Origin of the sequence: Shewanella sp. MBTL60-007 (assembly GCF_019654915.1) — a bacterium.
In the GTDB taxonomy this organism is placed as follows: Bacteria; Pseudomonadota; Gammaproteobacteria; order Enterobacterales; family Shewanellaceae; genus Shewanella.
Window position 1 is genome coordinate 1 of the sequence record NZ_BPET01000019.1, and the last position, 12,935, is coordinate 12,935.

Annotated in this window: 10 protein-coding genes; 8 read left to right on the plus strand and 2 right to left on the minus strand. The window is 45.3% G+C overall.

The window, feature by feature from the left end; all coding sequences use genetic code 11:
* The coding region (locus tag K5Q92_RS08685) for a hypothetical protein (protein WP_220768611.1) at window positions 1-321 on the minus strand (321 nt) is incomplete at its 3' end.
* A 731-nt stretch (window positions 322-1,052) separates the two neighbouring features.
* On the opposite strand from K5Q92_RS08685, the gene K5Q92_RS08690 reads away from it, so the two are divergent.
* Both K5Q92_RS08690 and K5Q92_RS08695 read left to right on the plus strand, forming a co-directional pair.
* Window positions 1,053-1,529 (plus strand): winged helix-turn-helix domain-containing protein, encoded by a 477-nt coding sequence (locus K5Q92_RS08690; protein WP_220768612.1) that lies wholly within the window; start codon window positions 1,053-1,055, stop codon window positions 1,527-1,529.
* Between the two features lie 11 nt (window positions 1,530-1,540).
* Window positions 1,541-1,984 (plus strand): hypothetical protein, encoded by a 444-nt coding sequence (locus tag K5Q92_RS08695; RefSeq protein WP_220768613.1) that lies wholly within the window; start codon window positions 1,541-1,543, stop codon window positions 1,982-1,984.
* Window positions 1,985-2,123: 139 nt separating this feature from the next.
* Here the strand turns inward: K5Q92_RS08695 and K5Q92_RS08700 are convergent, their stop codons facing one another.
* Window positions 2,124-3,218, minus strand: a complete 1,095-nt coding sequence (locus tag K5Q92_RS08700) for a fimbrial protein (protein WP_220768614.1) — start codon at window positions 3,216-3,218, stop codon at window positions 2,124-2,126.
* Window positions 3,219-3,688: 470 nt separating this feature from the next.
* On the opposite strand from K5Q92_RS08700, the gene K5Q92_RS08705 reads away from it, so the two are divergent.
* From K5Q92_RS08705 to K5Q92_RS08730, 6 genes are all read left to right on the plus strand, one after another.
* Window positions 3,689-5,980 (plus strand): nitric-oxide reductase large subunit, encoded by a 2,292-nt coding sequence (locus tag K5Q92_RS08705; RefSeq protein WP_220768615.1) that lies wholly within the window; start codon window positions 3,689-3,691, stop codon window positions 5,978-5,980.
* Window positions 5,981-6,316: 336 nt separating this feature from the next.
* Entirely contained in the window at window positions 6,317-7,867 is a 1,551-nt protein-coding gene (norR, locus tag K5Q92_RS08710) for a nitric oxide reductase transcriptional regulator NorR (RefSeq protein WP_220768616.1), read from the plus strand.
* A gap of 101 nt (window positions 7,868-7,968) precedes the next feature.
* The gene (locus K5Q92_RS08715; protein WP_220768617.1) at window positions 7,969-9,405 is read left to right on the plus strand and encodes a pitrilysin family protein; all 1,437 of its coding nucleotides are present in this window, start codon (window positions 7,969-7,971) and stop codon (window positions 9,403-9,405) included.
* A 35-nt stretch (window positions 9,406-9,440) separates the two neighbouring features.
* Window positions 9,441-10,967 carry a pitrilysin family protein gene (locus tag K5Q92_RS08720; RefSeq protein WP_220768618.1) on the plus strand — a complete coding sequence of 509 codons (1,527 nt, stop codon included), beginning with the start codon at window positions 9,441-9,443 and terminating at the stop codon, window positions 10,965-10,967.
* A gap of 153 nt (window positions 10,968-11,120) precedes the next feature.
* Window positions 11,121-12,134 carry a plasmid segregation protein ParM domain-containing protein gene (gene parM, locus K5Q92_RS08725; protein WP_220768619.1) on the plus strand — a complete coding sequence of 338 codons (1,014 nt, stop codon included), beginning with the start codon at window positions 11,121-11,123 and terminating at the stop codon, window positions 12,132-12,134.
* A gap of 9 nt (window positions 12,135-12,143) precedes the next feature.
* Window positions 12,144-12,848: a hypothetical protein gene (locus K5Q92_RS08730; RefSeq protein ID WP_220768620.1), complete on the plus strand. Its 705-nt coding sequence runs from the start codon at window positions 12,144-12,146 to the stop codon at window positions 12,846-12,848.
* The last annotated feature ends 87 nt before the right edge of the window (window positions 12,849-12,935 follow it).

Here is a 12,935-nt window from a genome sequence, read left to right on the forward strand (position 1 = left end):
AGATTGTGCATCGATTTGCTTATATTTCTCTCGAATAAAGTCCAATTGTCGCTTCACAAGTCCAACAGAAAATGACCAACTGCTTGATACTAAGTATTCACTCGTATCAACAGGCTGTTGCTTATCTTTGCTTCGATCAATTAATATTTCGTAACCTAACACCTTACGTTTTCTACTAACTATGGGTTCAAACTTAAACCCTGTATTGTTCAATTTTGTTTGAATGGGATCACACGGAGGCTGTTTAGAAAAACGTTCGTATAAATAGCCACAGACTACCCCACCACTCGTTTGGATAATTTGAATATCTTCATCCAACATATTAGCCTCCCTTCAAAAACGAAATAACACGCAAATCCATCTAGAAGCTAATTCTATGACGCCGACTTAAAAAACTTAAATTAATAGTTATTATGAAAATTAATCTGACTACTAAAAACATAAAGAAGGAGCAGTAAGCAAAAGCCACTCATATTAAAACTTATTAAGATTTCACAGCATCGACACAAAACATAAGACTGAGAAACTACACTTTCCCAAAAAGTCATCACATAGAAGCCAGCCCTGTTATTAGATAACAGTATTAGATAACAGTATTAGATAACAGTATTAGATAGCAGTAGTATTTCATTGGGTAAGCATAAACAACTTAACGCTTTTGGCTTGCAAGTAAGTGTTTTGATAATATTGCATTTTTACTTTTTGTTGCTCGCTTTAGCGTCGTATAGTCGCGTACAAAACGGTTATTAAAGGCTAAAGCGATAATTTATTAAACGAGACTATTTACTAAACGAGACTATTTCAAGTAAATGATAGATTCAGGTAAATGATAGAAAGCAGAATTATCATTTTTTTGATAATCCGCACATCTACGCCCCTCCCTCTGTTTAACAACACTGCTTTAGCCTTAAAACAGTTTGTCACCGCATAGCTCCCTACCACCTAGCCCCTATCACCCCCTATCACCTTGACTACATTTTGTACAGAAACTTACCTAACAAAGCACAAACCTCTAGAATGGCGCGCAAATTCACCTAGATCCGACTGCAATCATGTTAATAAGAGTTACTTTTAACAAGCAAACTAGAAAATTGACCAATGAACTAACAGGTGAGACTAGCGTTAATTTGTTGTCGCTATCAGAGATCAAAATCCTTGAGTCATTGATTGAAGAGCAAGCAGGATGCAGTCGGGAAATGCTATTAGATGCAGCATGGAAAGGAAGGGTTGTTACTGGCACATCGCTAAATGTAGCCATAAACAACATAAGAAAGCTTACCAAAGAAGTTGGTGGGCCGAATCCAATCGACGCCATACGAGGATTTGGTTACAAACTTTCTGAGCAGGTAGTATTTACATTGGGTGATACAACAGCCAGTATTCAGACTGAAAAGACCTTAAACAAGCAAACAAAAAACGTAATAAATAAGGAACCTGTACTTTCTGTATACCTTGCTAAGCTGCCTCTATTACTTGTCAATATCGGCTTGTTAATAGTGATCATTAATCTCATAAAACTGTATTTTTAATTATGATTCTATTGAAAAAAATATTCTGGCTTCAGCTAGCTCTTGCCGTGTTATTGACCGCACCAATTGTGTATAGAACAATGGCGACTGAAACCACAGCTATCGTTGAATTTGATAACTATAAAGTAAAATGGGTATTCGATAAGAACCGTTTTTTCGCTATATCAACAAATCGCATAGGCACACTTGATACTATCAAAGGTAACTCTATTAAAATATCTGATAAGCATTATGTTTTATATAACATTGAGTATAAAACAAATCCTGAGACCTTACATGCAGAGAAGTTTAACTGGCTGACAGCTTTAGACGTCAATGTTAATGGACAAGACGTGACTATTGAACTATACCCTAGTGATTTAGTAATCAAGGGAAAACTCACAGAAGTCGCCAGCAAAGTAGGTCTATTTAACCAAGACTACTACAGCAAAAGAAATGAGTTTAGCCTGAATTAATACCAATCAGTATAAAACACATATTCAAATATATTATTAGCCTTACTTATAAGCGTTATTAATAATTTATATTAATACCAGTTAGTGTAAGGCCATTGCCCACTAAAAAGAAAATACCTCATAGTTATCACTCTTTACATTAAAGATACTCAACAATGAGGGTTAAATTGGTGTCTATCTTTCCGGCAGTGGTGTTTTCAGTATGCAAATTAGCGTTAAAGCTAATTCGATTCGGTAGGCTATTAGCCTGTGCATTAAAATCATAACCTCCAAATAAATTCACATTATCACCTTCAAGATCGGTAAAGGTAATATAGGCGCCATCTGCGCAATCAGTGTCGTTGCAATTGGCTAACCGTGTACCAGACATATTGATTCTAGACGAGGCAAAACTCAGCTTAGCGCTAGCTTTAAAATCGATAAGATCTTGACCATCACAGCCTGTTAGCCAAATATCAAAGGACTTAGTGTATACATCAGAGCCTCTTGTCCGTTCCCCAAAGTCGATGGTTTGATTATGGCCAGCCATAAAACAATTTGCTGCTTCAAAAGTAGCGTGCACAAATTGAAGATCCCATTTACCAACACTCGCAGTATATGAGCCTTTCTCCCAACCTAAAGAATAAAGGCTAAAGTTTGGCAGCGAATAAGTTCCTGCTGGTATGGTCCCCACTCGTACTATCTCAGCAAACACACCACTATAATTTGCCGTCGTTAGGCTTCCGTTTGCGATGGTAATTAATCGATTAGATGATTGGTTCGCCCCCATTCCACAGGGAACAACATCACCATCTGCATTATAAAATCTTACCCCCATACCTGAACCATTAAACTCAGGCAGTAGGCACACAGTTGGGTCTCCAATCCAGCCGGAGGCAAAAGTTGTTGGAAAACCTAGGAGCCAATGTCCAGATTTAGGATAAGCTGGATAATCATAATCACGGTTACAATAGAAGTTCCATTGTCCTCCTACTGGCGCAACAGTAGTAATGACCTCACCTACACTGGTGTTAATTGAAACTTCTGTATTTTGGAGCTCAGCAACTAAAGTCCATTCCCCGTTAGAGCTGTTGGTTGAACAACGAGATTGCCCTTGCCAACTAGAATTTGAAGGAATGCTTGCGTAAGCAGTGGCATTTAACCCTATTAATAATCCAATTGTAAACGCTAGCAAAACACACCATTTTAATTTAAATAAGCGCACTTTTTGATAATCCCATATTGATAATCCCATACCGCCCTCTCCTTGATTGTGCTAACGCCTCCATGACATTGTGGTTTTATCATCCAAACCTTGGCACCAACAGCCAAATAGAATTAAAGCTTATTAAAAGTTATCAAAATAATTAACAGCAACGAGTAACCAATTGATATACATAAAAATAAAATAGTGAGATTTTATTGCTATTTGCACCCTAATTATTGCTATTGGCAGTCGTTGTAAACTAGATATCACCATTTGAATTACAGAAGAAATAACCTAGTGAGCATTAGATACCAATTTAGAAATGATAAGAAATTGTCAATTTGACTTTCAAGCGTCATAAAGACACTCAAACCCAATGTTAAAATGACACTAAAAACCTGTACAGCGCACTCGTAAATAAAAAATAAGCCCATAAAAACAATAACAAAGCAATTTGGCACACTCTTAGCAATAACAGGGCTCGCCTGTATCAAAAAGACTTTGCGCTAAGAGGAAATATGAGCAAACAAAAAATCACCGCAATCGCACTGCTGCTAGTGCTAATTGCTTCCTTCACTGTACTCCTGAGCATAGGCAGTGAAATTTATCGAGAAAAGCCACCTATCCCGACGGCTTTTGTCGATAACCAAGGAGAAACACTATTTAGTCAAAACGATATTGAACGCGGACAGCTGGTTTGGCGCTCTATGGGGGGGCATCAACTAGGCTCAATTTGGGGACACGGCTCATACGTGGCACCGGACTGGACTGCCGACTGGTTACACAGAGAAGCGCAAGCTTGGCTCAATATTACCGCTAAGCAACGCTTTAATACCGAGTTCGCTAAACTGAACTCCCAGCAACAAGCTGGACTTGAGCAAGCGCTACGTGAAGATATACGTAAAAATACTGCACTGACAAAAGCCAACGGCGAAATAGAAATTAGCTTGTCACCAACCCGTATTGCCGCAATTAAACAGGTTGAGCAACATTATCTAGCTCTGTTCGGTAACGACCCTAAGCTATCGGCCTTACGTGAGCAATATGCGATGAAAGAGGGCACGGTGCCTAGCCTTGAGCGTCGTGAGCTGTTAAATGGCTTTCTATTTTGGGGAGCCTGGGCCGCAGTAACCGAGCGTCCTGATGCCGATTACACCTATACCAATAACTGGCCGTTTGACCCACAAATTGGTAATACGCCGACCTCTGACAACGTGGTTTGGTCGATCCTCAGTATCGTCACCTTGATTGCCGGTATTGGCGCTCTGGTGTGGTACCACGCTGCGGGTAAGCACGAAAGCTTGCCAACTCCTGCAGAGCAAGATCCCTTGTTCTACAACAAACCAACCGCTTCTCAACGCGCCGTGGGTAAGTACTTTGTCACTGCAATAGGGCTATTCCTGCTGCAAATTTTATTAGGCGGCATCACGGCTCACTATGCGGTTGAGGGGCAAAACTTCTACGGTATTCCGCTTGCAGAAATTCTACCCTATTCAGTTACCCGCACTTGGCACACCCAGCTCGCGGTATTTTGGATTGCCACAGCATGGCTTGGTACCGGACTTTATATCGCTCCTGCACTTTCGGGATATGAACCTAAGTACCAACGTTTAGGTGTTAATGTGCTTTGGGTAGCACTGGTAATTGTGGTGCTGGGATCAATGGCGGGGGAATGGATTGGTGTACAGCAGTACTTCGATCTCGATATGAACTTCCTGTTTGGTCATCAAGGTTATGAGTACATTGATCTTGGTCGTGTATGGCAGATACTACTCTTGGCCGGTCTACTCATCTGGTTAGCACTGGTCACAGCATCGATGCGCCCAGCATTAAAGGTAGATAGTGAAATGCGCCCTGTTATTTGGGTGCTATACGCCTCTTGTGTTGCTATCGGCTTATTCTACGGTGCCGGCCTATTTATGGGTAAGCACACCAACTTAGCCATTGCCGAATACTGGCGTTGGTGGGTGGTTCACCTATGGGTAGAAGGCTTCTTTGAAACCTTTGCCACCTCAGTCATTGCCTTGATGTTAGTTCGCCTTGGCCTGATCCGCGCGCGAAGTGCCAATGCAGCGGTATTATTTGCCACAGTAATCTTCTTAACGGGTGGATTAATCGGTACCTTGCACCACCTATACTTTACTGGCACACCAACCTCTGTGATTGCTTGGGGTGCCATCTTCTCGGCGCTAGAAGTCGTGCCACTTGCACTTATCGGTTTTGAAGCAGTTGAAAGCTACCGCTTGCGGGCAGCTAGCCCATGGATGATCCGTTATAAGTGGGCAATTATGTTCTTTGTTGCAACCGCGTTCTGGAACTTAGTCGGTGCTGGCATACTTGGATTCTTAATCAATCCACCTATCGCGCTGTACTTTATTCAAGGCTTGAATACCACCGCGACCCACGCTCATGCAGCCTTTATGGGGGTATACGGCATGCTAGGTATGGGGCTAATGTTGTTCTGTTTACGCGGTTTAACTGGCCAGATGCAGTGGAACGAGAAGCTACTAAAAGGCGCGTTTTGGACTATGAATATTGGTCTTGCGGCTATGGTATTTATATCACTGCTTCCAGTTGGAATTGTGCAGTTCTTTGCGGTAATAGATAACGGTTACTGGTTTGCCCGCTCACCCGAGGTGATCCACAGCCCACTGGTTGAAACCTTAGTCTGGATGCGTATGCCAGGTGATGTACTGTTCAGCTTCGGTGGAATATTTATGGGCTGGTTCCTATTCGATATCATCAAAAAAGCCATCGCTAAGAAAAAAGCGGTTGCCGTGATTGATGATGAACAATCGGTAAACGCTTAAGTTTAAAGAAGGCTCTAGGATTGAAACAAGGTTCTAGAGCCTAGAAAAAACTGGAAAAGCATAAATGGAGACCGACATCTAAACTAGAGTCTTCAGAGCTAGGGCTCTTCAGATTGGAGGCCCTAGTTTTTAATTACCATCTTGTCATCAGGTTAAAATCAACACCATTTGCAGCTTGCCACCAGCCCTGTTGCTAGACTAATCGGCTCCCCCACGCTTATCAGGGTGTAAAATTGACATATAAACAGCAGAATTCAATACTGTTAAAAAGACACTACCTAGCAGTGCTAAATACTAAAGCAAGGTTACACTGTTAGCCATAAATTGGAGTTCATCATGGCACTAAGCCAAAGCGATCTTACTCGTATCGCACTCGATATCACTTCAGGTCTTTCCGACCATGACCGCTTCGCTCGCCTGTTAGATACCATACGGCAAACCCTACACTGTGACGCGGCCGCATTGCTGCAATTTAGTGGTAAACAATTTACCCCACTAGCTATCGATGGCTTGAGCCCCGATGTGCTCGGCAGACGCTTTATTCTGTCTGAACATCCAAGGTTAGAGGCCATTGCTCGTGCGGGCGACGTGGTGCGCTTTCCTGCCGACAGTGAGCTGCCAGACCCATACGATGGCTTAATTCCCCATCAAGGAGATCATTTGATGGTGCATGCTTGTATTGGCCTGCCCTTAGTTGCCGATGGGGCTCTTATCGGCGCGGTCACTATCGATGGTTTCGACCCAGAGCAATTCAATCGATTTAGCGATAAAGAACTACGCACCTTAAGTGCTATCGCTTCAGCCTCACTCAGTAATGCACTACTTATCGAAAAGTTAGAAAAACAGGCTGTGCAATCGCAAGAGCCATCATCGTTTAATCATAGCAGCGACAGTGAAGTGGAGATTATTGGTCAATCACCTGCCATGCAAGCGATGCGAAATGAGCTTAAGGTCGTGGCCAGTACCGATCTCAACGTTTTAATTCTAGGCGATACAGGCACCGGTAAAGAGCTAGTTGCTAAGTCGATTCATCAGGAGTCACTACGCGCCAATAAACCTCTGGTGTATTTGAACTGCGCCGCACTGCCTGAATCTGTCGCAGAAAGTGAGCTGTTTGGTCATGTAAAAGGTGCCTTTACTGGTGCCATTAGCCACCGCAGTGGTAAGTTTGAAATTGCCGATAACGGCACGCTGTTTTTAGATGAGATAGGCGAGTTACCCCTGTCATTACAGTCGAAGTTATTACGAGTATTGCAGTACGGCGATTTACAAAAAGTCGGCTCAGACAAAAGCCTTAAGGTCGACGTACGTATTATTGCCGCCACCAATAAAGATCTTAAACAAGAGGTATTGGCAGGGCGTTTTAGGGCTGACTTATACCACCGCTTGAGTGTATTTCCCATCGTTGTGCCACCGTTAAATGAGCGTGAGGGTGACGTGATTTTATTAAGCGGCTTCTTTGTCGAACGCAGTAGAGAAAAGCTCGGTTTAAAGAGCCTAAGCTTGAGCCCTGATAGCATTAGCCTATTAAATAATTATGACTGGCCAGGCAATGTTCGTGAACTCGAACATGTACTGCGCCGAGCGGCCGTATTATCAAGAGCCCAGTCTCAGTCTGATATTGCGGTGATCACTCCGCAGCACTTTGCTCTGTTAGGGCAAGACTCACAAGGACAGCAGTCTTTACATAGGCCTCACGTTGAACTAAAAACGGGCAGCCAAATCAATTCAGGGCACTCATTAAAACAAGCCACTGAGTCATTTCAGGCGCAATATATCCGTCAAGCATTAGCCGCCAATGGCAATAACTGGGCTGCGACGGCTCGTGCGCTCGATCTAGACTCTGGTAACCTACACCGTCTCGCAAAGCGCATAGGATTAAAGTAAAAACACGCCTGCTACCGACTATAGAACACCGCAGATTAAGCTGATATAACTTAACTTGTTTATTAGTGCTAAAAAGCCGTTAAAAAGGAATTGAGACTAAATTGAAGCGATTAATAATAAGCTGCATTACTGTTTTATACGCGGCCTCTTTGCCAGTCTGCGCAAAGGACACTGATAAACCAAAAAGCTGTGCGCTCAGTACACTTGCCCAGCCACTCTATGATGCAGAGCAGAAAATTCAATATCGCCAGCTCGATAATGGCTTACAAGTGCGCACTCTGCCCCTTAAAAACACCCAAGCCGTCTCCATTGCTAGCCAGTTCGATGTAGGATCTCGCAATGAAGTGAAAGGCCAAACCGGTTATGCCCATCTATTTGAACATATGCTGTTTAAAGGCAGTAAAAATGCCCCCGGCGATAGCTATACCCAGACCATGAGCGCCTTAAGTGGCCAGTTTAATGCCAGCACCTTTTTTGATTTCACCAACTACTACCTGACGATTCCCTCTCAGGCACTCGAGTTGAGTCTATGGCTGGAGGCCGACCGCTTTCGTTACCCAACGCTCAATGAAACCACAGTCAAAAATCAGCAAGGGGCTGTGCTTGAAGAGATGGCCACCAGCATAGATAACCAGCCCTATGTACGCAAAGCGATGGAGTTTTTACTGTCACAGGTTGAAGGCACGCCCTATGGCCATGCGGTGATCGGCAGTGTAGAAGATGTCAAAGCTGCGACACCCGAGAGTTTAAATGCATTTCATCAACAGTTTTATCGCCCCGATGCCATGCAGCTCAGCTTAGTGGGCGATATTCCGCCTCAGACGCAATCATGGATAGACGCGCAGCTTGGCGACTGGCAGGCGCCGGATATCGAACGCCTCCAACTGAGCGACCTTAAGATACTTCCTAAACCTGTGCATGGCGAAATCATCGATGAACGTGGCCCTTGGCCGGCAGTGCTCTTTGCTTGGCATACCGCTGGGACCAATTCAGCCGATGCTCCGGGACTAGCGTTGCTCGAAGCCTACTTGTTTCAGAACAAGAGCAGTTTAATTCAGGGCACTAGCCTTAAGGATCCCGACCAACTGCTGAGTTACTCGATTCCCTTAACCATGGCTCACCACGGCATGACAAACTTAGTATTGGTGCCCCGCGCCCGCACTTCGCTCGATAAGCTCAGTGACAATGTCGAGTCATTGATAGCCTCTGTTGCCGCACAGCCCATAGATGATGAGCAGCTTTGCCAGTTAAAGCAGATCTGGCTCAACAAGGCGTTATCCACTCTAGACTCGCCGTCACAGCTAGCGAGAAGCCTTTCGGCTACTCAACCACGAGATAGACTCCATCCCCTCACCGAGCCATGGCAACGTATCGATGCAGTTAGCGCTAAAGAGCTACAAGCCATCGCCCAAAAGTACTTTAGCGGCAATACTGTGCGTCTGGATCTGCTACCACCTTGGTATATTCGCGCCACCAAATCGATTCTAGAGTTCCTCCCTAAAGGAATGACCGACAGCCTTGAAGAGAGCGTGATGTGATGCCCCATATAATAACGCTACTGATGAGAATGCTAATGAAACCTCTGACAAAGCTCGGCTCATATACTCTCACAGCTGGCATACTCCTGAGTGCGCTTGGCTGTCAGCAGACGCATATCGAATTTACCCCAAAGGCTGAACCGCAACTCCCCGTATTCGATAAACTAAAGGGCGCACCAGAAATTACGCCGCTTAACTATAAAGAGTGGCGCCATTCTGAGCCTGTCTCTATTACTCCCAAACTTGATCTATACCTGTTTGATGACACCTTATCGGGTCTAAACCACCTCTCATTGGTTGCTTACAGCAGCATGCCGATGATAAATCTAGATGTACTCGTGCAAGCTTTTAAGGAGAAAAGAACTTGGCTAGTTCAGCAATCAACACTTGCCTGCGCAGAGAGCCTAAGTATTCGCCCAAGTATGCACAGCTTGACCATTAGTATCGACTGCCCAGACTCCCCCGCTCTTACCAGTGAGCTGTTGATGCAATTTTGGCAAGCAGGTAGTTTTGACGAGCTAGACATAGCGAATGTGCGCCGCCAACTCAAGTTGGCTAAACATATTAACGCCTACAGCGGCGCCGAAATCGATGATGTGTGGGCTAAGAAAATTCTCGGTGAACAGCATGTTTATAACCAAGCGCTCAACGATAAAACCCTTGCCGATGAGCTCGATTTAGACAAACTGAATCAAGTTAAAAAACAAATTTTAGGCCAATCTAATTGGGCGCTTTTAATCAATTCTAGCCTTGAGCAAGACAAGGCGTTTATCTCAGCGCTGAGCCAACAGTTTGAGTCGAAAATTGCTAGCACGCCATCAACCCTATCTGTCATCAATAGCGAAGCTAACACTGAGCCCAACTTAAACAATAGCCTTAGCAATAACCCTAACAATAGCCCAGTGAACAGCCCAGCCATCCCCCTAGGCAATGATAACAAGACACTGTTTATCATCGATGCTCCGGGTAGCGTGCAAACACAAGTACGTATTGGCTATCCACTGAATGCGAACAACAAAAATATCGAAAGTATTCAAGACTGTAAGCTGCTGGCCAGCTGGCTTGGGCGCAGCTTTTCTGGACGGCTTTACTACGATCTTCGCGAAGTGCGCGGCTTAACTTACGGCATTTATGGCCGCTGCTTTGATAACCCGCTATCACGCACACTGAAATTTTATGGCAGCACTAAGCTTGAGCACACTGGCGCCTTTATCAGTGGCGTGCTGGATCACCTCACATTGGCGACACAAACGCCCCCATCGGCTGTCGAAGTGGACGCCTTAACCACTTACCTCACCAGCCAAAAGATGCTACGTCAGGCAAACTTTCGCGCGGTAGAGGTCGATACCATTAAGCAACTTATCCGCGGTGGGTCGCCTGAGCAGGAGCAACAAGCAGCAGACAGACTCGCAGCACTCACACCTGAGCAATTACAACAGATTGCCAGCTCGGTGTTTAACAACACTCCCTACATCGTCATTCGAGGCGATAGAGATAAGATCGAAGCCGATCTAAAAGACAAGTTACCTGAATGGAAGATAGTCGAAGCCATGGCAGACTAGCCGCTGAAGCTTTAACTGGATAAGCTTTAAACAGAAAACAGCGTTTTTTGGTGGTGTCGCCACATCCTAGAAAATAAACCCAATAAAGATTTCAGTTCTTTGTAAATCGGGTCGCATTAACTTGCAAAATTGGGTTTATTTATAGGAACACTCATGCATTCAAGCATCATGAAATTCGCCATCGACGATGGCTCGACCAACGTTAAGATCAGCTGGCTTGAGGACGGTCAAGTGCGTAGCGTGACCTCGCCTAACTCTTTCCGCAAAGACTGGAAAAGCGCAGCGCTACTTAGCGACCGTAAGGTGTTCAACTATCAAATCGCGTCGACCAAATATACCTACGATGCCACCTCTGACAAGGCACTTTCGACGACCCATGTTGCCTTTCAGTACGATGACTTAAATCTACTATCAGTACACCATGCTCTACTACAGACAGGTGTTAAGCCTTGTCCCGTTAGTATCCTAGTCACCCTGCCTATCACCGAATATTACAAGGCCGATGACTGCCAGAAGAACGAAGACAACATCGCTCGCAAGAAAGCCAACCTAATGCGAGAAATAACCCTTAACAAGGGCGAGCTATTTACCATAGTCGATGTTGAAGTGCTACCCGAGAGCCTGCCAGCGGTGCTAACCACCTTAATGGATTCAGGGGTCAATGAATTTGCCAAGTCTTTAGTTATCGATTGCGGCGGCACCACCCTTGATATGGGTGTCATTGTTGGTGAGTTTGACGATATCTCCGCCGTGTACGGCAATGCCGAGATTGGCGTATCTATGGTCACCAACGCAGCGCGCAAAGCCTTGGCCGCAGCCGACAGCGACGCCAGCTACTTGGTGGCTAACGAGCTGATTAAGCGCCGCCATAACCGCGAGTTTGTTGAAGAGGTGATCAATGACATCAGTAAAGTTGATTGGGTGCTAGAGCGTATCGAAGATAAAATTGCCGAGCTAGGCGCGGCAGTTGCCTACGAAGCCAAGACCTTCACTCGCAACCCAAACCGCATCTACTTAGTAGGCGGTGGCGCTATGCTAATTGAAACTGCGATTCGCGAGGCCTACCCTTCGCTAAACGATAAAATTGTCATGGTCAAAGATCCTCAAGAGGCCTTGTCCCGTGAGATCTGCTGCTATCACGCGGCAGAACCAAGCGACGCGGCGTAAGAGGAAGCTATGCGCATTCGATTCAATGTTAGCCTAGAACCTGAGCTCTACGACTCCCATAGCTACGCCATCGCCAGCCTTAGGCAGTGGCAACAAGCGGAAAAAGAGCGTGATGACGACTCCGATACAGCACTGGTGCGGCGCAATCGCTTTCATCGTAATCTGTATCTGTCAGGGCTGTTCCTGCATGAGCTCGCACCTCAGCTACCTTCTATGCTGGTGCAGATGTTGCAGCAAGACAAGGTGAACTGCAAAACCTTAGCGTCTCAAGTGCGCGCCGTTGGTCTGCCGCTGGAGAACGCTAACACTCGCGCGCTTACTGAACCCCAGTGGCAGAAGCTAACATCGCTACTCGAAAGCGCCAACTTACCCGAAGCGCCTGTAGAAGCGCTTGGCGAAACAGCACTCATTAGCGAGCTAGCCCTCGAACAATTGCAGCAACAACTCAGCCTTTTACAACAGGGGCAGCAGCAGATGTTAACCGCTTTGGCAGACTTAGCAGCGGGAGCGGCTTCAACGGAAACGGGATCTGATTTTAGCGCTCACTTTAGTCAGCTAAAGCGCGGCCAAGATAAGCTGATGACCCAGATTAACACCCTGCGTGAGCAAGTTTCTGGTTCAGCTATTCCAACGACGCAGGCGCTAGCCGACAGCCCGAGTATCGAAACCCAGCTCGAACGTGCCAGCCGAGTAAAATCTAAAGGCCTGTGGTAGGCCTTTAACCTACTCTCTAGCATTCTAAATAGAAGATTAGAAACAACAAAGGCAGAGCCAAGACTGAATATCCCAGTCAACGCTCTG